We start from the raw sequence: 19,797 nt of genomic DNA, 5'->3' as shown, positions 1-19,797 counted from the left end.
GGTCCCTTTAGCCTTGCGACATGACCACTGCGAACGCGCGGCCGACCATCGCGGTCCTGGGCGCGGGCAAGATCGGTGAGGCACTGCTTTCCGGGCTGCTGCACGGGGGCCGCAGTGCCGACGAGCTGATGTTCACCGAGCGCCATCCGGAGCGCTCGGCCGAGCTGACCAACACCTACGGCATCCGGTGCACCGACGTGCCGACCGCGGCCAAGGATGCCGACGTGCTGGTGGTGGCGGTCAAGCCGCAGGACATCGAGCCGCTGCTCGACGAGCTGGCCCCGGTTGTCGGCTCCGACACCCTGGTCGTCTCGCTGTGCGCGGGTCTGCCGACCGCGCTGTTCGAGCGCAGGCTGTCCACAGGTGTGCCGGTCGTTCGGGCCATGCCGAACACGCCGATGCTGGTCGGCGAGGCGATGAGCGCGATCTCTCCCGGCAAGCATGCGCGGCCCGAGCACTTGGCCACCGTGGAGGAGCTGCTCAGCGCCGTTGGCAAGGTCGTGCGGGTGCCCGAGTCGCAGCAGGACGCGGTGACCGCGCTGTCGGGCTCCGGTCCGGCCTACTTCTTCTTCCTGGTCGAGGCCATGATCGACGCGGGGATCCTGCTCGGCCTGCCGCGCGCGGTTGCCGAGAAGCTCATCATCCAGTCCGCGGTGGGTGCCGCGGCGATGCTGGCCGAGACCGGTGAGCACCCGGTGACCCTGCGCGAGGCGGTCACCTCGCCCGCCGGGACGACCATCATGGCCATCCGCGAGCTGGAGAAACACGGGGTCCGCGCGGCCCTGCTGGCGGCCATCGAGGCGGCCCGCGACCGCTCCCGAGAGCTAGGGCGCGAACACGAAGAGCGGTGATCGACTCTGCATCTTGCAGATTTGCGCCAAACGTGGCGTCGCATTAGTCACAGGAGTCCCGCTACTCTCGACTGAAGCACGTGCGTGTCGAATCCGTCGGTGGGGAAGCCGGCGGCGCGACGCGTGTAGAAGGACGCGGTGATCATGCCGGTGAACAAGCGTGACCCGGGCGCGCCCGGACTACCGCAGGTGCAGTTCCTGACGGTGGCCGAGGTGGCGACCCTGATGAGAGTGTCCAAGATGACGGTGTACCGGCTGGTGCACAACGGCGACCTCCCCGCGGTGCGGGTGGGCAAGTCGTTCCGGGTGCCGGAGAAGGCGGTGCACGACTACCTGCAGAACGCCTACTTCGACGCGGGCTGAGCCCCACCCGTCAGTTGGCGGCTCTGGGCCGACGGGTAGTCTGGATGCTCGTTGTGCCTGGTGTTTTGGCGTGCGTTCCGTGACGTCGCCACACCGGAGCGCCGGAACACCTGGAACGACCCCAAGAGAGCTGAGGACCCACATGGGCTCTGTCATCAAGAAGCGCCGCAAGCGCATGTCGAAGAAGAAGCACCGCAAACTGCTTCGCAAGACCCGCGTGCAGCGTCGCAAACTGAAGAAGTAGTTCTATTGACGACAGCGCCCGCCCCCGGCTCGCCGAGGGCGGGCGCTGTCGCGTTCCTGTTCGATGAGAGGCGTAACCGCAGGCCAACAGGAGGGTGACGGCAGTCTCCACGGTGACCGGCTGAACGCAACGTTGCTGGTCAACGCAACGGACATAAAATTCCGGGGTGGCGGATGAGCCCTGCGTTAAGAGCTTGTTGCCTGGTCGAAGTCGATCTCCGGGCGGGAGTAGAGTCGGCCATTCCGAGCCCCGATCCCCAGGGAAACATCCCATGACGCCAAAGGTCGTCCTGGTCACCGGTGTCGGCGGCTATCTCGGCGGCAACCTCGCCGCCCGGCTGGCGGCGGATCCCGACATCGAGCGCGTGCTCGGTGTGGACACCGTTCCGCCGCCCAAGGACGTCGTGCGCACCATGGGCCGGGCCGAGTTCGTCCGGGCCGACATCCGCAACCCGCTCATCGCCAAGGTCATCACCTCGGCCAATGTGGACACGGTCATCCATGCGTCCACCACGGCCAACCCGGCGGGCCCCGCGCGGCGGACCGTGCTCAAGGAACTCAACGTCATCGGCACCATGCAGCTGCTGGCCGCCTGCCAGCGGGCACCGTCGCTGCGCAGGCTCGTGGTGAAGTCGACGGCCGCGGTGTACGGGGCGAGCGCGCGCTCGCCCGCGGTGTTCACCGAGGACGACACCCCCAAGGACATCGGCTCGTCCGGCTACGCCAAGGACGCCGTCGAGGTCGAGGGCTATGTGCGCGGGTTCGCCCGGCGCAGGCCGGAGGTCTCGGTGGTCACGCTGCGGCTGGCCAACCTCATCGGACCCAATGTCGACACGGTGCTCACCAGGTACTTCGCGCTGCCGGTGGTGCCCACGGTGCTCGGGTTCGACGCCCGCATGCAGCTGCTGCACTCCGAGGACGCGCTGGCGGTGCTGGAACAGGCCGCGATGCTCGACGTCACCGGTGTGTTCAACGTGGCGGGCGACGGTGTGCTGATGCTGTCGCAGGCGATCCGCCGGGCCGGTCGGCTGCCGCTGCCGGTGCTGCGCCAGGCACTGCCCAGCGTGGGCCGGGTGCTGCGGGGGGCCAGGGTGGTCGACTTCTCCGCCGACCACGTCCGCTATCTCAACTACGGCCGGGTGCTCGACACCACCCGGCTCAAGGCCGAGTTCGGTTTCACCCCGCGGTGGACCACTCGGCAGGCGTTCGACGACTACGTCTCCGGCAGCAAGCTGCGCCCGGTCTTCACCCCGGCGCTGCTCGCCGCCGCCCGCAGACGGGTGTTGCAGGGCACCCGTTCCTGACATACGCAGTTGGAAGGTGCACTTGGCATGCAGGAAGCCCGCGTGATCCCGCTCCAGAGAGCCGACCGAACCCATCGTGTTCCGCCCCGTCCCGACGGCCAGATCGTCGAACCGACCCCACTGCACCCCGCCCGGCAGCACCCGCCGATCTCCGGCGTCCGCCGCGGCATCGGCGACGCGCTCGGTTTCGCGGTGCGCAGGCTGACCGGCGACTACCCGGTCGACGAGTTCGGCTTCGACCCCGACCTCACCGAGCGCATGCTGCTCCCGCCGCTGCGGCTGCTCTACCGCAACTGGTTCCGGGTCGAGGTCAGCGGCGTGGAGAACCTGCCGGTCGACGGCGGCGCGCTGGTGGTGTGCAACCACTCCGGCACGTTGCCGCTGGACGCGCTGATGACCGCGGTGGCCGTGCACGACAACCACCCCCGTCAGCGCTACCTGCGCATGCTTGGCGCGGACCTGGTCTTCCAGGTGCCGCTGCTGGGCGCCCTGGCCCGCAAATCCGGCCAAACCCTGGCCTGCAACCCCGACGCCGAACAACTGCTGCGCTCCGGTGAGCTGGTCGGCGTGTGGCCCGAGGGCTTCAAGGGCATCGGCAAGCCGTTCGCCGACCGCTACAAGCTCCAGCGCTTCGGCCGCGGCGGCTTCGTCTCGGCCGCCCTGCGGACCGGTGCCCCGATCATCCCGTGCTCGATCGTCGGCGCGGAGGAGATCTATCCGAAGATCGGTGACCTGAAGGCGCTGGCCCGGCTGCTCGGCCTGCCGTACTTCCCGATCACGCCGCTGTTCCCGCTGCTCGGCCCGCTCGGCGCGATCCCGCTGCCGTCCAAATGGCACATCCGCTTCGGCGAACCCATCGCCACGGACACCTTCGAGGCGGGTGCCGACGACGACCCGATGCTGGTGTTCAACATGACCGACCAGGTGCGGGAGACGATCCAGCAGACCCTGTACCGGATGCTCAGCCAGCGCGGGAATCCGTTCCTGGGCTGAGATTCAGCGACCCGTAACAGCACCGCGTCACCGACCGATCACTCCAGGGACACCCCGGAGGGATCGCCCGCATGGAGTTCTCGGTGGAGCGTGCAGACCAGACCATCCCGTTCACGCTGCGCGACGACACCGGCGAACTCGCGGCGCTCGGCGTGGACCACCTCGCGGGCCTCATCATCGACGCCGCGGCGCACGACGAGATCCACGCGGTCACCGTCACCGCGACCGGCACGGCGATCGAGGTCGAGGTGGGTCTGCCCGGCGTGCCCCGGCGGCGCGAACTGCGCGCGATCACCGCGCGCAGGCTCACCGATTTCCTGTCCGCGATGTCGGCCGACCAGATCTGGCATCCCGCCGTCCGACACAGCCTCGAACAGGCGCTACTCGACGACCTGCGCAAGGACCTCCACGCGTAACTCAGGGACGCAGACGCAGCGACTTTAGGCCGCGGATGACCGTCGTGCCCCGCCACTCGGGTGTCGCGAGTGGACGGACAGTCGGCAGCCGGTCGGCCAGCGCGCGCAGGGCGATGTCGGCCTCCAGTCGGGCCAGCGGGGCGCCGAGGCAGTAGTGGACGCCGCTGGAGAACGCCAGGTGGTCGGTGTCGGGGCGGCCGATGTCGAACCGGTCGGGGTCGCTGAAGACCGCCGGATCCCGCCCGGCCGCCCCGAGTAGCAGCACCACAATGCTGTCCGTTGGCAGGTGAACGCCTTCGATCTCCACCTCCTCGTGCGGCATCCGCTGGGTCATCTGGACCGGCGACTCGAACCGCAGGATCTCCTCGACCGCGCCCGGCGCCAGCTCCGGATCCGCCCGCAGCCGCTCCCACTGGTCCGGGTGCCGGGCGAAGGCCCACATGCCGTTGCCGATCAGGTTCGCCGTGGTCTCGAAGCCCGCGATGAGCAGCAACTCGCAGGTCGTGAGCAGCTCCAGCTCGGTGAGCTTGCCCGTGCCCATCGCCGAGACCAGCGCGCTGATCACGTCTGGTCCCGGCTCACGCGACCGTTCCTGGATCAGGTCGCCGAACAGCGCCCGCAACTCCATGGTCGCCGCCCGCAGAGCGCGGGCCTGCCGCAGCGACGTCACCCCGTCCAGAGCGGCACCCAACGCCCGACCGTATTCCGCGAACCGGTCGGCATCGACCTCCGGGATTCCCAGCAGCTCGCTGATCACCGCGATCGGCAGCGGCGCGGCGAAGTCGGTCATCAGGTCGAACTCGGGCTTGGCGAGCGCGCGGTCGAGCAGTTCGTTGGTGGTCTTGGTGACCGTCGCGCGGTAGCCCTCGATCTTGCTGGGACTGAACGCGGGCCGGGCCAGTGCGCGCAGTCGGGTGTGGTCGGGCGCGTCGAGTTCGAGGAAGGTCGGGGTGACCGCGTAGTCGGCGGGGATCAGCGGCTCGGTGAGGACCTGCGGCTCCACGCCGTCGACCGAGCGCACGTGGAAGCGGCGGTCGCGCAGGATCCGGGAGCACAGGTCGTGGCCGGTGACGGCGTACCAGCCGAAGCGGCTGCGGGTGATCGGCGGCCCGGACCGCAGCCGCTCATAGATCGAGTAGGGATCGTCGCGCCACGGTGCCGCCGCGAGTCGGGCCAACTGGTCACCGCTGGCCGCCACCGCCCAGACCACCGCGCGCTGCACCGTCAGCCGGGTTCCGACCCTGGCCTCAGCGATCTTCATGACTCCAAACTACGCAAAACCGGACTAAGCGGAGCGTTTCCGGTAAGCCAGGCCCGCGGCCACCGCGCCCGCGACGGCGCCCGCGCCGAGCACCGAGGGGACACCGATCTTGGCGGCCTTGCGCCCGGTGCGGAAGTCGCGGATCTCCCAGCCGCGCTTGCGGGCGACCTCACGAAGCCCGCTGTCCGGGTTGACCGCGATCGCCGTGCCCACCACCGACAGCATCGGCACGTCGTTGGACGAGTCCGAGTATGCCGTGCATCGCCGCAGGTCCAGGCCCTCGCGGGCGGCCAGCGACCGCACCGCGTGCGCTTTGGCGGGACCGTGCAGCATCTCGCCGACCAGCTTGCCGGTGAACACCCCGTCGTGGCTCTCCGCGACCGTGCCCAGCGCGCCGGTCAGTCCGAGCCTGCGGGCGATGATCGCGGCCAGTTCGACCGGGGTAGCAGTGACCAGCCACACTCGCTGGCCCGCGTCCAGATGCATCTGGGCCAGCGCCCTGGTGCCCGGCCAGATCTTGTCGGCCATCAGCTCGTCGTAGATCTCCTCGCCGAGGCGGGTCAGCTCGGCGACGGTGTGACCGGCCACAAAGGACAGTGCCTGTTCTCGGCTGCTGCGGATGCCGTCGGCCGACTCCTTGCCGCCGACGCGGAACATCACCTGCTGCAGGGCGAACTTGACCAGGTCGGAGTTGCTGAAGAACTTGCGCGCGGCCAGACCGCGGGCGAAGTGGAAGATCGACGCGCCCATCATGATCGTGTTGTCGACGTCGAAGAACGCGGCGGCGGTCAGGTCGGCCGGGACGGCCGGATGCGGGTCTTCCTGCTCCATCGCCAGGGCGGCCTCGGCGCTGGCCTCTCCGGCGAGCTCGGCCAGGCGTTCGAGTTCAGGGCCCTTGGCAGCCCCACGCCGTGCTGACACCGCTTGCCTCCCGAATGGTTCGCAGAACCGTGGCTCTCAGCGTAGCGATGCTCGCCCGACTTTTGCTGGAGCCTTACCCGATCACGATCCCGGGCAAGCCCGGGAGCAGGGGCGGAACGGCGATCGTGGGCAGCACGTGCAGTGGCACCGTGACGGTCGGAGCCGTCGGGGAGCTGCTTCCCGACGGCGGCGACGACGTGCTTGGTCCGCCCACGATGGGCGGCACGCTGATGAGCGGCGGTGTCGTCGTGAGCACCGACAGCCCCGGGTCCGGTTGCCCCGGTTGTCCCGGTTGCTCGGATTGACCCGGCTGGGTCGGCGGCACGGCGGTGGTCACGGTGGGCACGCCGGACGGCGTGACGCCCAGTTGGCTGTTCGGGGCGGTCCGCGTCGCGCCGGGGCGCGGTTCGCATGTCCCGGTGGCGGGCAGGGCGCCGATCTCGTCGATCGAGCCCGAGGTGATGTCGAAGCAGCCGAGTCGGCCCGCGAGCGCGGTCGCGCGGTCCTCGATCTTGCTGAGCAGGGCGACCGAGGCGAGCTGGTGGGTGCCTGCCTGGCCGGGCAGCTTGGGCCCGAGGGCGGCCAGTCGCGCGCCCTGGTGGTCGGCCCACAGCCGCAGGCCTTCGAGTTGGCCGCCGTCGCCCGCGGTGGCCAGGGCGATCAGCTGGCGGGCGCCCGCCGCGGCGTCGCCGTCGAAGTCGCTCAGCGCCGACAGGTAGCCGCCGACCGGGGCGTCCTTGGTGTTCGGGTAGCGCTGGGTCAGCGTCTCGATCTCGGTGATGCGCGCGGTGGCGAACTCGAGGTGCTTGTACGCCTTGCCCTCGTCGCCGAAGGTCAAGCCGAGGGAGGCGGCCTCGCCGGTGCGCTTGATCGCGTAGAGGGCGTCGCCGGGCAGCGCGTCGCGGGAGAGCAGCAGGCTCATGCCCGCCAGTGAGAACACCAGGGCCAGCACGGCCACGGCCGCGATGGCGAACCGGCCACGCGCCCCGGAGCCTGATCTCGCGGGTTCGGGGCGGGCTTGTGGGGCGGACTCCGAGCGTCGACCGCGCGGCGCGCGACCGGCGCGGGGCGGGCGCGGCGCGCGGGGGCCTCGGTCGGGGGCTCGGTGATCCCGGCCAGGATGCGGGCCCGCATCCGGTCGCGGGTGTCGCCGGACGGCGCGGTCAGCGGGGCCAGTCCCGCCAACAGCTCCACGACTGCCTGGTCGTCCTCGGTGAAGCCGGGCAGGTCAGGACGCGAGCGACCGGCCCGAGCGCTGTGCTCGCGCCGACCGTACGGGCCTCTCGGCCCTGCTCCGCTGTCCACCATCCGACTCCGACTCGTGCTTGGGCGGCCTTGTTGGCCCGGCTATCCGTGGATTGTCCCGCCCGGGAAACCCGCTTCTTGATCCTGTTGTGTGAAACGACTTGTCGGGCCCGGGGTTACGGCCCAGCCGTCCGGTTGAGCAGGTCCACTCTCGCGAGTGAAACCTCTCACCTGATCTCGCTAGGCAACAACTGCGCGAGCCTACGCACAGCGCGGTGCTGCAGCGCCTTCACCGCACCCTCGTTGCGGTTCATGATGACCGCGGTCTCGGCGACCGACATGCCCTGCAGGAACCGCAGCACGATGCATTCCCGCTGGTCGTCACCCAGTTGGTCGACGCAGGTGAGCAGCGCGTCGCGGGTCACCTTCGACATCACCTGCTGTTCCGGCCCGGCTTCCACCCGTTCGGAGTCGCGGATCTCCGGGGTGGTCACCTCCAGGCGGAACCGGCTCGACTTGACGTGGTCGAGCACCAGGTTGCGGGCGATGGTGACGAACCACGCGCCGACGTCGCGGCCCTGGTAGCTCACCGAGGTGATGCGGCGCAGCGCGCGCAGGAAGGTCTCGCTGGTGACGTCCTCGGCCAGTTCGCGGTCGCCGACGCGGAACAGCACGTACCGGAAGACCATGTCGACATACCGGTCGTAGAGCTGGCCGAACGCGTGCGTGTCGCCCGCCTGCGCGGCGCGCACCAGGTCCCAGGCGACGGCGTGGGCCGCGTCGAGGTCGGCCTCGGCCGGTTCGGCGGTCGCGTCGGGTGTCGGGTCAGGCTCGGCCATCGGTTCGGCTTCCGTCGGTGCGCTGTCCGGAGTCTCCGCACGTCGCGAACCTGCCCGGTCCCCTGCGGGACGGGCTTCTGGCACGGCCGGGGCCCGGCTCGGTCGCGTCGGACGGGTCATCAAGCAGCCGCACACTCCTCATCACGGTAGATCGCCGAACAGTCAGGAACCGCTAAGTCGTTGTTACTTTCTAGTAGGTATTGGCTGAAAGTCCAAGGATGAGACGTAGTGGGTAGTTAACCGTGACGTTGGTGATCCGTGCCACACTGCGTTTCCCTGTGATTTATCCCTTGGTTCCCCGCGAGATGAGGTCGAAAACATGACCAGAACGCAGACCGGCACGGTCGCGGACCTGGTGTCGCAAGCCTGCGAGAAGGTACCCCGACACCTCGCCTTGGTCGACGTTTCGGCCGCGCGTTCACTCACTTGGCAGCAGGTGCAGTCGCAGGTAGACCGGTGTGCGGCGGCTTTCGCCGAGGCCGGGGTTGCCCCCGGCGACCGGGTCGCGCTGCGGCTGCCCAACACCGCCGACGCGGTCGTCTCCCTCTTCGGCGTGCTGCGCGCGGGCGGGGTCGTGGTGCCGGTCGGGCTCGACGCCGCGCCGCGGGAGATCGAACGTGTTCTCGCTCACAGCGGGGCCAGGTTTACCGTCGGCGATCTGGCGTCCACTGAGGTCATCGCGCTGGCCACGCCCGACCCGGACGGGCCGGAGGTCGCGCCGCCCGCCCAGACCTGGGGCGGGGAGGACTTGGCCGTCCTCGCCTCCACCTCCGGCACCGGCGGCACCCCGCGCGGAGTGATGCTGTCGCACCGGGCGCTGCTGGCCAACGTCGAGCAGTGCGCCGCGCTGAAACCAGCGCCGGTCACCGCGGCAGACCGCGTGCTGCTCACGGTGCCCCTCTCCCACGCCTACGGCCTGTCCGGCCTGTGGCAAGTGGCCTCGGCGGGCGCTACTGCTGTCCTGCTGGACAAGTTCGGCGTCGACCGGGCCCTCGACGCCTGTGCCGAGCACCGGGTCACCAACGTCATCGGCGTGCCCGCGATGTACCAGGCCTTCGCCGCCGCGGGCGCCGACCGGCTCGGCGACGCGTTGGCCACGGTCCGGCTGTGCACGTCCGGCGCGGCCCCGCTGGACGCCGCGACGCTGGCCCTGTTCCGGCAGGAGACCGGGCTGGCCATCTTCGAGGGCTACGGCCTGACCGAGACCGGCCCCGTGCTCACCTCGACGCTGGTCGGGGGCACCGTCAAGGCGGGCTCGGTCGGCCGCGCGATCCCCGGCGTCGAGTTGCGGCTGGTCGACAGCGACGGCCTGCCGGTCGCCACGCTCACTGACCCCGACGAGTTCGCCGCCGACCTCACCGATGAGGCCACCGACACCGGTCTGGTCGCCGCGCGCGGGGCCAACCTGTTCAGCGGCTACTGGCCAGACGGCGACCACGGCCCCGACGCCGACGGCTGGTTTCGCACCGGCGACGTCGGCTACTTCGATGACGAAGGCGACCTGTACCTGGTCGACCGGGCCAACGACCTGATCATCGTCAACGGCTTCAACGTCTACCCGCACGAGGTCGAGGCCGTGGTCGCCGAACTGGCCGAGGTCGCCGAGGTGGCGGCGGTCGGGATGCCCGACGAGCGGACCGGCGAGCACGTCAAGGTCGTCGTGGTCCTGCGCCAAGGCGCCGAGCTGACCGACGCCGCCCTGCGCGCGCACTGCGCGGAGCGGCTGGCCAGGTTCAAGATCCCGGCCACGGTCGAGTTCGTCGAGTCGCTGCCGCACTCGGTCATGGGCAAGCTCCGGCGCGCGAGCCTGCGGGGTACCGTTCGGCCGTGACCAGGGTGACGGTGATGACCAGGCAGGGCTGTCACGCGTGCGAGGTGGCCGAGGCCGACGTCGAGCGCATCTGCGCCGACCTGGGCATCGGCTGGGACGCCGCCGACGTCGACAGCGACCCGGAACTGCGCGCCGAGTACGGCGACCGGGTCCCGGTGATCCTGGTCGACGGTGCCGAGCACGGGTACTGGAAGGTCGAGGAGGCCCGGCTTCGGGCCGCGCTGACGTAAGACTTCCGTAGCAGGCGAAACCGTTCCATCCGCGCGGTCCGCAGGTTCGAATAGCAGGTGTGGACAACACCTTGAGCAGGCGGACAGCGGCGCTGATCGGCGTACTGGCGGTGGCTTCGGCGTTGGCGGCGGGCCACCTCGTCGCCGGGTTCGTCGGGCCGAACGCCTCACCTTTCCTCGCCGTGGGCAACTCGGCGATCGATCTGACGCCGCACCCGCTCAAGGACTTCGCCATCCGGACGTTCGGCGTCTACGACAAGCTCGTGCTGCTCGGCGGCATGGCGGCGACGCTGGTGGCCGTCGCGGTCGTCGCGGGCCTGCTGTCGCGGCGCAAGCCGTGGCCGGGCCAGGCGCTCGCGGTGGGGCTCGGGCTGCTGGCCGTCGTCGCGGTGTTCAACCGGCCCGACCTGGGCCAGCTCGCCCTGCTCGCCCCGGTGGTCAGCCTGATCGCGGGCGTTGGCGTGTTCACGTGGCTGCACGGCCTAGCGTCGGCCCCGCGCGACCCGGCCGACGAACTCTCGCGCCGGTCCTTCCTGATCACCTCGGCGGGCGTGGCGGTCGGCGCCGGGGTGTTCGGCGGCTTCGGCCAGTTCTTGTCCGGCCGCGTCGACGTCGAGGGCTCCCGCGCCGCGGTCGGCAAGCTGACGCCGAGCAGCCCGGCCCCCGCGGTCCCCGCCACCGCCGACTTCGCCGGGGCCGGGACGCCGAAGTTCATCACCAGCAACCGCGACTTCTACCGGATCGACACCGCGCTGACCGTGCCCCGCGTGCGCGCCGAGGACTGGCGGCTGCGGCTGCACGGCATGGTCGACACCGAGCTGACCTTCGACTACGGCGACATCCGAAACCGGCCGCTGGTCGAGAAGACCATCACCATGACCTGCGTGTCCAACGAGGTCGGCGGCCCGTACATCTCCACCGCCACCTTCATCGGCGTGCCGATGCGCGACCTGCTCGACGAGGCGGGCATCCGCCCCGGCGCCGACCAACTGTTCTCCACCAGCATCGACGGCTGGACCTGCGCCACCCCACTGGCGGACCTGCGCGACCCGAAGCGCGGCGCGCTGTTGGCGATCGGCATGAACGGAGAGCCCCTGCCGGTCGAGCACGGCTTCCCGGCCCGCGTCGTCGTCCCCGGTCTCTACGGCTACGTCTCGGCGACCAAATGGGTCACCGACATGGAGGTCATCAGGAAGGGTGAGAAGACCTTCTACTGGGAGGACCGCGGCTGGGCCAGCGAGGCGCCGATCAAGGTCCAGTCCCGCATCGACGCACCCGCGGGCTTCGCCACCGTGCCCGCCGGGAAGGTGACCATCGCCGGGATCGCCTGGGCCCAGAACGTCGGCATCGACAAGGTCGAGGTCCGCGTCGACGGCGGCGAATGGCGTACGGCCACGTTGGCGACCGAGGTCAACGACCAGACCTGGCGGATGTGGAAGGTCGAGATGGACCTGCCTTCCGGCGGCCACCGCGCCGAGGTCCGCGCCACCAACCGCCGCGGTGAGACCCAGACCGACAAGCGCGTCCCCCCGATCCCCGACGGTGCGACGGGCTGGCACTCGACCCAGTTCACCGTGGCCTGACAAACCTTGCATGCGCGAGCGCTCCATTAAAGGATATGCCGTTAACCTTTGATGGAGCGCTAACGCTGTCGAAGTGCGTGTTCGCGATCTGTCCTCGAACCCGGTGTCGGCGAGTCACGAGGGACTGGCCAGGTTCCTGCTGCGGTCGGAGGCGATCGCGTCATCGAAGATCGAAGGACTGCGGGTGTCGGCGCAGCAGATCGCACTCGCCGAACTCGCGCAGACAGACGACTCAGTGGTCAAGGGCTTGAGCGCGAACGCGCAACTCGTGGCGAACAACATCACAGCCCTCCGAGGGGCGACAACCGAAGTGGCGAGGCGGCCCGACTCGCCAACCGCATGCCAGGAGATGAGTCGGCCCCGATGTGGGGCGACTGTTGGGGCATGACTCAAGGCTGCGACCGCCCACCGCGCGCGGGTCGAAGTGTGGGGTACGTCAAGTGCCTGGCCAGCGACTTTGTGCACGCGTTCACAAGCGGTACCGTGTTCACATCCCGGAGACGAAATCTGTCGAGGAGTACCAGCGTGGCGGCACAGCGAGGCCAGCGGAACGGGGTCGGCGACACCCCGCCCGCCCCGACAGCCGCCGAGCTCACCACCCCCATCCCGCGTGTCGTGGCCGAAGTGCCCGCCGCGCGGGAGCGGGCGCGGGCCATCCCTGAGGCGGCGGTCGCGCGGCTGGCGGTCTACCTGCGCGTGCTCTCCGGCATGCAGGACGGCGGCGTGGGCTCGGTCTCCAGCGAGGAACTGTCCGCCGCCGCCGGGGTCAACTCGGCGAAGCTGCGCAAGGACCTCTCCTACATCGGCTCCTACGGCACCCGCGGCGTCGGGTACGAGGTGGCCGTCCTTATCGAGGAGATCGAGCGGATCCTGGGCCTGACCAGGAAACAGAGCGTCGCGGTCGTCGGAATCGGTAACCTCGGACATGCCCTCGCCAACTATGGCGGGTTCCCCGGACGAGGTTTCCCCGTGACCGCATTGTTCGACGTCGACCCCGACCTCATCGGCGTGCCCGTCGGCGGGCTGCCGGTGGAGCACATCGACGACATCCCGACCATCTGCGCCGAGCGCGAGGTGTCCATCGGGGTCATCGCGACACCCCCGCCCGCGGCCCAGGCGGTCTGCGACCGTTTGGTCGAAGCGGGTGTTCAGTGCATCCTGAACTTCGCCCCCGTCGTGCTGCAGGTCCCCGACCATGTCGAGGTCCGCAAGGTCGACCTCGCGGTCGAGCTGCAGGTGCTCTCCTTCCACGTGGCTCGCCGGGCGGACAACGCCGCGGCCATCGAGTCGCTCAACGGACAGGTGAACGGGGTGATCGTGTCGTGAGTATTTTGGCGATCGGCATGTCGCACCACACCGCTGACCTGCGGGTTCTTGAGCAGGTGACCGTCGCCGCCGTCGACGTGCCCAAGGTGCTCGACGAGCTCCTTGCCTGTCCGAACGTCTCCGAGGCGCTGCTGGTCTCCACCTGCAACCGGGTCGAGGTCTACGCCGTCGTCGAGGCGTTCCACGCCGGACTGACCGACGTCGTCGGCGTGCTGGCCCGGCACTCGGGCCACCCGGTCGCCGACCTGCACGACCACCTCTACGTGCACTACGCCGCGGCCGCCGCGCAGCACCTGTTCACCGTGGCCGCCGGGCTCGACTCGATGGTCGTCGGCGAACCACAGATCCTCGGCCAGGTCCGCGCGTCCTACAACGTCGCCCGCGAGCTGGGCACCGTCGGCCGGACCCTGCACGAGCTGGTCCAGCAGGCGCTGCGCATCGGCAAGCGGGTGCACACCGACACCGGCCTCGACCAGGCGGGCGGCTCGGTGGTCACCGAGGCGCTGGCCGACGCCGAGCACGTCCTCGACGGGCTCGCCGGTCGCTCCGCGCTGATCGTCGGCGCGGGATCCATGGGCGGGCTGGCCGCCGCGGCGCTGCGTCGGGCGGGCATCGGCGAGGTCGTCATCGCCAACCGAACCGAGGCCAACGGCGCGCGCCTGGCCGCGTCCCTCACCGAGCAGGGCGTCCCCGCCAGCTCGGTCGGCCTCAACGACCTGCACGACCGGATCTCCGCCGCCGACATCGTCGTGGCCTGCACGGGCGCGGTCGGCGCGGTCATCCCCATCGACGCGGTGGTCGCCCGGCCCGCCGACCGGCCGCTGGTGATCTGCGACCTCGGTCTCCCGCGCGACGTCGCTGACGGTGTCGCCGATGTCGCGGGCGTGCGCGTGGTCGACCTCGACAGCCTGCAGCGCAGGCTCGCCGAGGCGCCCAGCGGCATCGACACCCGCCGCGCGGCCGAGATCGTCGCCGAGGAAGTCCGCGCCTACCTGGCCGCCCAGCGCTCCGCGGGCGTCACCCCCACGGTGACCGCCCTGCGCAAGCGCGCCGCCGAGGTCGTCGACGCCGAGCTGCTGCGCCTGGACGCGCGGCTGCCCGACCTCGACGCCCCGGTCCGCGACGAGCTGGCCCGCACGGTCCGCCGCGTCGTCGACAAACTCCTGCACACGCCCACGGTCCGGGTGAAGGAACTCGCCTCCGGACCCGAGGGCTCCGGCTACGCCGAAGCGCTGCGCGAGCTGTTCGCGCTCGACCCGCAGACGCCCGCGGCCGTGAGCTCCCTGGATCACCTGGACGGTGGAATGTGATGCCCCGGACGATTCGCATCGGCACGCGCGGCAGCGCCCTCGCCCTGGCGCAGACCGGCACCATCGCCGACGCGCTGGAGCGGGCCGGGGCGTTGGTGCAGATCATCACGGTCTCCACGCCCGGCGACCGCTCGTCGGCCCCGATCCCCGAGATCGGCGTCGGCGTGTTCACCTCCGCGCTGCGTGACGCGCTTGCCAACGGCGAGATCGACGTGGCCGTGCACTCCTACAAGGACCTGCCGACCGCGCCCGACCCGCGGCTGTCGATGGCGGCCGTCCCGCTCAGGGCGGACCCGCGCGACGCGCTGATCGCCCGCGACGGCCTCACCCTGGGCGAGCTGCCGCCCGGCTCGACCATCGGCACCGGCTCGCCGCGCCGTGCCGCGCAGCTCAACGCCTTGGGCCTCGGCTGGGACATCGTCCCGATCCGGGGCAACGTGGACACTCGCATCGCGATGGTCACCGACGGCAAGCTCGACGCCGTCGTGCTGGCGCGCGCCGGTCTGGCCCGCCTGGGCCGCACCGACGAGATCACCGAGACACTCGACCCGATCCAGATGCTGCCCGCACCCGCACAGGGCGCGCTGGCCATCGAGTGCCGGGTCGACGACGTCGACGTGGAACACCTTCTTCAGTCCACTGTGGATGACGAACACACCAGGGCCGCCGCGGCCGCCGAGCGCGCCATGCTGGCCGCGCTCGAAGCGGGCTGCAGCGCGCCGATCGGTGCTTTGGCCGATGTCGTCGAGGACTTCGACGCTGATGACAAGGTGGTCTTCCGCCTGTCACTGCGCGGGGTCGCGGCGACGCCCGACGGGGACATCCTCCGTGCGTCGGCCGTCGGAGACCTGACCGCAGGAGAGCAGCTCGGTCGTGCGCTGGCCGCCGAACTGCTGGAACTCGGGGCCGGAGTGCTCTCCGGTCCCGAGGCGTAGTTGATGGGAAGTGGCCTGACATGACCACCCGTGCACGAAAGTCCCCCGGCCGCGTCGCGTTCGTGGGATCCGGACCCGGCGACGCCGGCCTGCTCACCGTGCGGGCGAAAGAGCTGATCGAGCGCGCTGAGCTCGTGGTGACCGACCCGGACGTCCCGTCCGGCGTGCTGGCGTTCGCCGCCGAGGACGCCGAGGTTCGCCCGGCCGTCGGCGAGCCCGCCGACGTGGCCAAGGACCTGGTGACCGAGGCGAAAGCCGGTCGCGTCGTGGTCAGACTGGTCGCGGGCGACCCGCTGACGCACTCCGCGGTCGTCGCCGAGGCGCAGGCCGTGGCACGGACCACCGCGGTGTTCGACGTGGTTCCCGGAGTCTCCGCCGCCACCGCCGTCCCGGCGTACGCGGGCATCGCGCTCGGCTCCACGCACACCGAGGTCGACGTGCGCGGCGACATCGACTGGGCGGGTCTGGCGGGCGTGCCCGGCCCGATCGTGCTGCACGCGACGTCGAGCCACCTCGCTGAGGCGGCCTCCGCGCTGGTCGAGCACGGCCTGGCCCCGCAGACCCCGGTCGCGGTGACCGCCGACGGCACCGGCTCCAGCCAGCGCACCATCGACACCACCCTGGCCACGCTGGCCGCCGATGCGGGCGAGGTGTCCGGCCACCTGGTGGTGACCGTGGGCGCCGCCGTCGCGGCGCGCTCCAAGCTGTCGTGGTGGGAGTCGCGGGCGCTCTACGGCTGGCGGGTCCTGGTGCCGCGCACCAAGGACCAGGCCGGTGAGATGAGCGACCGCCTGCACATGCACGGCGCGATCCCGTCTGAGGTGCCGACGATCTCCGTGGAGCCGCCGCGCAGCCCGGCGCAGATGGAGCGCTCGGTCAAGGGCCTGGTCGACGGCCGCTACCAGTGGGTGATCTTCACCTCGACCAACGCCGTGCGCGCGGTCTGGGAGAAGTTCGCCGAGTTCGGCCTCGACGCCCGCGCGTTCTCCGGCGTGAAGATCGCCTGTGTCGGCGAGTCGACCGCGGAGAAGGTGCGCTCGTTCGGCATCAACCCAGAGCTGGTCCCGTCCGGCGAGCAGTCCAGCGAGGGCCTGCTGGCCGACTTCCCGCCGTACGACGACATCCTCGACCCAGTCGAGCGGGTGCTGCTGCCGCGCGCCGACATCGCCACCGAGACCCTCGCCGCCGGTCTGCGCGACCGCGGCTGGGAGATCGACGACGTGACGGCGTACCGCACCGTTCGGGCGGCCCCGCCGCCCGCCGACACCCGCGAGATGATCAAGACCGGCGGCTTCGACGCGGTGTGCTTCACCTCGTCGTCGACCGTGCGGAACCTGGTCGGCATCGCGGGCAAGCCGCACACCCGGACCCTGGTGGCCTGCATCGGCCCCAAGACCGCCGAGACAGCCCGCGAGTTCGGCCTCCGGGTCGATGTCCAGCCGGAGAACGCGACCGTGCCCGCGCTGGTCGACGCCTTGGCCGAGCACGCGGCCAGGCTTCGTGCCGAAGGCGCGCTTCCGCCGCCGCGCAAGACCAAGCGCGCGCGGCGTTAATCCTCCAGCGGGCGGTGTGCTTCGGCACGCCGCCCGCTCTTGTTTCGTCGGGAGTCATCGATGTTCCCCACCCACCGGCCGCGCAGACTGCGCACCACGCCCGCGATGCGGCGCCTGGTCAGTGAGACGGCCGTGCGCCCCAACCAGCTCGTGCTGCCTATGTTCGTCAAGGAGGGCGCGGTCGAGCCGGTGCCGGTGGCGAGCATGCCCGGCGTCGTCCAGCACTCTCGCGACTCGCTGCGCAAAGCCGCGGTCGAGGCCGTCCAGGCAGGCGTCGGCGGCATCATGCTGTTCGGCATCCCGACGGTTCGGGACGCGGTCGGCTCCGGCGGTATCGACCCCGACGGCGTGCTGAACCTGGCGCTGCGCGACCTGCGTTCGGAACTCGGCGACGACACCGTGCTCATGTCGGACCTGTGCCTCGACGAGTTCACCGACCACGGCCACTGCGGCGTGCTCGACGAGCGCGGCAACGTCGACAACGACGCGACCCTGGCCGTGTACGCGGAGATGGCCGTCGCCCAGGCCGACGCGGGCGCGCACCTGGTGGGCCCCAGCGGCATGATGGACGGCCAGGTCGCCGTCGTGCGCGAGGCGCTCGACAGCGCGGGCCACCTGGACACCGGAATCCTGGCCTACTCCGCCAAGTACGCCTCGGCCTTCTTCGGCCCGTTCCGCGAGGCCGTCGAGTCGCAGCTCACCGGCGACCGGATGACCTACCAGCAGGACCCGGCCAACGTGCGCGAGGCGCTGCGCGAGGCCACTTTGGACCTGACCGAGGGCGCCGACCTCGTCATGGTCAAGCCCGCCCTGGCCTACCTCGACGTGATCCGCGCGGTCCGCGAGATCGCCGACGTGCCGGTGGCGGCCTACCAGGTCTCCGGCGAGTACGCGATGATCGAGGCCGCCGCGGCCAACGGCTGGCTGGACCGCCGCCGCACCATCCTGGAGACCCTGACCTCGATCCGCCGCGCGGGCGCCGACGTGATCCTCACCTACTGGGCCGCCGAGGCCGCCGGATGGCTGGACTGACCTGCGAACACTGCGACACGCCGGTGGCCGTGCTGCTGGCGCTGCACCTGCGCGGCGTCCCGCACGGGGAGTCGGGGCACAACACGGTCCATGACTACCGCGACATCCACGCCTGCGAAGGCGGCCACGGCTGGCTCAAGGTGTTCTCCCACGACTGCTTCCACCTGCCGTGGGACGAGGAATGGGACATGGCGTGGTCATGGGAGCTGACCGAGGGCTCCCTGGACGTGCTGCGGTCGGGGTTCGCCGAGTGCCCGGACTGGCTCGACCCGGACTGCGTGTGCCCGGCGCACGTGGGGCTGCGGGACCGGTGGGGCTGGAACGGCCACAAGCCCGGCGTCACCACGGTCGCGATCCGCCTGATCGACGACCTCCCCAAGTTCGTCGACGCCCAGCGATAGTGCTGTGCCCACGAACGTTGCCGGGCTCTCGACGGCCCAGCTTCCCGCTGGCCGCACCGCCGAAACGCCCAACTACACCCAGTACGAGCGGCGTTCCGGCGGCACGCCCTGCGGAAACCTGGATCCGCCGATAGCCCGACAACGCTCATGGACACAGCACTGATCAGACGTGGCCATCGCGGCCTTGTATGGTCGCGCCGTGACTAGCGACGAGTCCAAGCCCGAGCCCCCGGTCATGCCCACCGCCGACGAGGCGACGGCGGCCGGGGAGAACCGCGTCGACGCACCTGGGGTGGTGCGGGCGGCGTTCTGGGTGTGGGTGGCCGCCGGGGTCGCCGGAGTGATCGGGTCGGTGTTGTTCTTCGCGCTGCGGTCGCGGTTGATCGCCGAAACGCTCAAGCAGCGGCCCGAGCTCAGCCAGGCCGAGCTGGAGCGGACCGCGACCGGGCTGTCCTGGTGGCTGCTGCTCGGGTCGATCATGTTCCTCGGCTTCTTCGTCCTGCTGGCCCACAAGGCCCGCGGCGGCACGCGCAAGGCGCGCACGCTGCTGGTCACGGTGGGCGTGTTCGCGGCGATGTTCCAGTACACGATCGGCCGGGTCGGCATCCTCGGCCTGGTCAGCGCGCTGTTGATCGTCGTGGCGCTAGGCATGCTCTACATGCCCAAGTCGCGGGCGTTCTTCAAGGTGAGCGACGAGCGATGACCGGCGAACCGGTCCTCTACGCCGAGCCGGGGTCGACCTGGTGGCCGGTGCTGTGGGGACCGGTCTTCGCCGCCATCGGGGCCGCCCTCGAACTGGGCACCGGGCCGGTGCACTGGGTCGCGTGGACGGTCGTCGCGGTGGGGCTGGCGGGGCTCGCCGCCGGGTGGGTCAACGCGCGCCGTCGGGTGTGTTCGGTGGAGCTGACCGCGCGCACCCTTCGGCAGGGTTCCGAGACGTTGGCCGTCGAGCGGATCGCCGGTGTCGCCGAGGAGATCCCGGACGCGGGCGCGCGGGCGCTCGGCGGTGGCTGGACCGCGCCGCGCAAGACCGATGAGGTGCCGTTGGTGCTCGACGACGGGACCACCGTCCTGGCGTGGGCCCGCGACGGCGCCGCGCTGCGGTCCACTCTGACTAGCCTGGTCGAGTCAAGCCCGCCGTCCTGACGTGCGGGGACCTG

General features: G+C 70.8%; 23 protein-coding genes. 18 read left to right on the top strand and 5 right to left on the bottom strand.

All coding sequences use genetic code 11. The features are described 5' to 3' along the window. Positions 1–20: 20 nt before the first annotated feature. The 6 genes from proC (at position 21) to BN1701_RS24240 (ending at position 4,170) form a co-directional block, all read left to right on the top strand. On the top strand, positions 21–851 hold the full coding sequence (proC, locus tag BN1701_RS24260; protein ID WP_054052511.1) for a pyrroline-5-carboxylate reductase: 831 nt from the start codon (positions 21–23) through the stop codon (positions 849–851). A gap of 144 nt (positions 852–995) precedes the next feature. Then, positions 996–1,214: a helix-turn-helix domain-containing protein gene (locus BN1701_RS24255; RefSeq protein WP_054056095.1), complete on the top strand. Its 219-nt coding sequence runs from the start codon at positions 996–998 to the stop codon at positions 1,212–1,214. 142 nt (positions 1,215–1,356) lie between these two features. After that, positions 1,357–1,458, top strand: coding sequence for a 30S ribosomal protein bS22 (locus tag BN1701_RS34620; protein WP_018684825.1), 102 nt, complete (start codon positions 1,357–1,359; stop codon positions 1,456–1,458). A 271-nt stretch (positions 1,459–1,729) separates the two neighbouring features. Continuing rightward, on the top strand, positions 1,730–2,761 hold the full coding sequence (locus tag BN1701_RS24250) for an NAD-dependent epimerase/dehydratase family protein (RefSeq protein WP_054052509.1): 1,032 nt from the start codon (positions 1,730–1,732) through the stop codon (positions 2,759–2,761). A gap of 27 nt (positions 2,762–2,788) precedes the next feature. Beyond that, complete coding sequence (locus tag BN1701_RS24245) at positions 2,789–3,754, top strand: lysophospholipid acyltransferase family protein (RefSeq protein ID WP_082860022.1); 966 nt, start codon at positions 2,789–2,791, stop codon at positions 3,752–3,754. Between the two features lie 71 nt (positions 3,755–3,825). Further along, the gene (locus BN1701_RS24240; RefSeq protein ID WP_054052507.1) at positions 3,826–4,170 is read left to right on the top strand and encodes a hypothetical protein; all 345 of its coding nucleotides are present in this window, start codon (positions 3,826–3,828) and stop codon (positions 4,168–4,170) included. A 1-nt stretch (position 4,171) separates the two neighbouring features. On the opposite strand, the gene BN1701_RS24235 is transcribed toward BN1701_RS24240, so the two are convergent. The 5 genes from BN1701_RS24235 to BN1701_RS24220 form a co-directional block, all read right to left on the bottom strand. After that, on the bottom strand, positions 4,172–5,431 hold the full coding sequence (locus BN1701_RS24235; RefSeq protein ID WP_054052505.1) for a cytochrome P450: 1,260 nt from the start codon (positions 5,429–5,431) through the stop codon (positions 4,172–4,174). A 24-nt stretch (positions 5,432–5,455) separates the two neighbouring features. Then, the gene (locus tag BN1701_RS24230) at positions 5,456–6,262 is read right to left on the bottom strand and encodes an HAD family phosphatase (protein ID WP_231949912.1); all 807 of its coding nucleotides are present in this window, start codon (positions 6,260–6,262) and stop codon (positions 5,456–5,458) included. 163 nt (positions 6,263–6,425) lie between these two features. Further along, positions 6,426–7,310 carry a DUF5667 domain-containing protein gene (locus tag BN1701_RS24225; protein ID WP_054052501.1) on the bottom strand — a complete coding sequence of 295 codons (885 nt, stop codon included), beginning with the start codon at positions 7,308–7,310 and terminating at the stop codon, positions 6,426–6,428. Next, positions 7,271–7,657, bottom strand: a complete 387-nt coding sequence (locus BN1701_RS35970) for a hypothetical protein (RefSeq protein ID WP_157368195.1) — start codon at positions 7,655–7,657, stop codon at positions 7,271–7,273. The genes BN1701_RS24225 and BN1701_RS35970 overlap by 40 nt, the downstream gene beginning before the upstream one ends. 167 nt (positions 7,658–7,824) lie before the next feature. Beyond that, positions 7,825–8,436, bottom strand: coding sequence for a sigma-70 family RNA polymerase sigma factor (locus tag BN1701_RS24220; protein WP_054052499.1), 612 nt, complete (start codon positions 8,434–8,436; stop codon positions 7,825–7,827). Positions 8,437–8,755: 319 nt separating this feature from the next. Here BN1701_RS24220 and BN1701_RS24215 point away from each other — a divergent pair, with 319 nt between their 5' ends. The 12 genes from BN1701_RS24215 to BN1701_RS24160 all read left to right on the top strand — a co-directional run bounded on the left by BN1701_RS24215 (position 8,756) and on the right by BN1701_RS24160 (position 19,783). Continuing rightward, complete coding sequence (locus BN1701_RS24215) at positions 8,756–10,267, top strand: AMP-binding protein (RefSeq protein WP_054052497.1); 1,512 nt, start codon at positions 8,756–8,758, stop codon at positions 10,265–10,267. A 14-nt stretch (positions 10,268–10,281) separates the two neighbouring features. Then, positions 10,282–10,497 carry a glutaredoxin family protein gene (locus BN1701_RS24210; protein ID WP_054052496.1) on the top strand — a complete coding sequence of 72 codons (216 nt, stop codon included), beginning with the start codon at positions 10,282–10,284 and terminating at the stop codon, positions 10,495–10,497. A 59-nt stretch (positions 10,498–10,556) separates the two neighbouring features. Beyond that, positions 10,557–12,080 carry a molybdopterin-dependent oxidoreductase gene (locus tag BN1701_RS24205; RefSeq protein ID WP_231949688.1) on the top strand — a complete coding sequence of 508 codons (1,524 nt, stop codon included), beginning with the start codon at positions 10,557–10,559 and terminating at the stop codon, positions 12,078–12,080. 73 nt (positions 12,081–12,153) lie between these two features. Next, positions 12,154–12,468, top strand: a complete 315-nt coding sequence (locus BN1701_RS24200) for a Fic/DOC family N-terminal domain-containing protein (RefSeq protein ID WP_054052494.1) — start codon at positions 12,154–12,156, stop codon at positions 12,466–12,468. A gap of 137 nt (positions 12,469–12,605) precedes the next feature. Next, complete coding sequence (locus BN1701_RS24195) at positions 12,606–13,406, top strand: redox-sensing transcriptional repressor Rex (RefSeq protein ID WP_054052492.1); 801 nt, start codon at positions 12,606–12,608, stop codon at positions 13,404–13,406. Then, positions 13,403–14,716 (top strand): glutamyl-tRNA reductase, encoded by a 1,314-nt coding sequence (locus BN1701_RS24190; RefSeq protein ID WP_054052490.1) that lies wholly within the window; start codon positions 13,403–13,405, stop codon positions 14,714–14,716. Before BN1701_RS24195 ends, BN1701_RS24190 begins: the two co-directional genes overlap by 4 nt. Beyond that, positions 14,716–15,651, top strand: coding sequence for a hydroxymethylbilane synthase (hemC, locus tag BN1701_RS24185; RefSeq protein WP_054052488.1), 936 nt, complete (start codon positions 14,716–14,718; stop codon positions 15,649–15,651). The genes BN1701_RS24190 and hemC overlap by 1 nt, the downstream gene beginning before the upstream one ends. A gap of 20 nt (positions 15,652–15,671) precedes the next feature. After that, the gene (locus BN1701_RS24180; protein ID WP_054052486.1) at positions 15,672–17,204 is read left to right on the top strand and encodes a bifunctional uroporphyrinogen-III C-methyltransferase/uroporphyrinogen-III synthase; all 1,533 of its coding nucleotides are present in this window, start codon (positions 15,672–15,674) and stop codon (positions 17,202–17,204) included. Between the two features lie 60 nt (positions 17,205–17,264). Then, positions 17,265–18,236 (top strand): porphobilinogen synthase, encoded by a 972-nt coding sequence (hemB, locus tag BN1701_RS24175; RefSeq protein ID WP_054052483.1) that lies wholly within the window; start codon positions 17,265–17,267, stop codon positions 18,234–18,236. Continuing rightward, positions 18,224–18,637 (top strand): hypothetical protein, encoded by a 414-nt coding sequence (locus BN1701_RS24170; RefSeq protein ID WP_054052482.1) that lies wholly within the window; start codon positions 18,224–18,226, stop codon positions 18,635–18,637. The genes hemB and BN1701_RS24170 overlap by 13 nt, the downstream gene beginning before the upstream one ends. A 199-nt stretch (positions 18,638–18,836) precedes the next feature. Continuing rightward, the gene (locus BN1701_RS24165) at positions 18,837–19,340 is read left to right on the top strand and encodes a hypothetical protein (RefSeq protein WP_157368194.1); all 504 of its coding nucleotides are present in this window, start codon (positions 18,837–18,839) and stop codon (positions 19,338–19,340) included. Continuing rightward, positions 19,337–19,783: a hypothetical protein gene (locus tag BN1701_RS24160; RefSeq protein ID WP_054052479.1), complete on the top strand. Its 447-nt coding sequence runs from the start codon at positions 19,337–19,339 to the stop codon at positions 19,781–19,783. Before BN1701_RS24165 ends, BN1701_RS24160 begins: the two co-directional genes overlap by 4 nt. Positions 19,784–19,797: the final 14 nt, after the last annotated feature.

Origin of the sequence: Alloactinosynnema sp. L-07 (genome assembly GCF_900070365.1) — a bacterium.
GTDB lineage: Bacteria > Actinomycetota > Actinomycetes > Mycobacteriales > Pseudonocardiaceae > Actinokineospora.
Note: the sequence above shows the minus strand (reverse complement) of the source record. Positions and strands in the feature narration are given on the sequence as shown.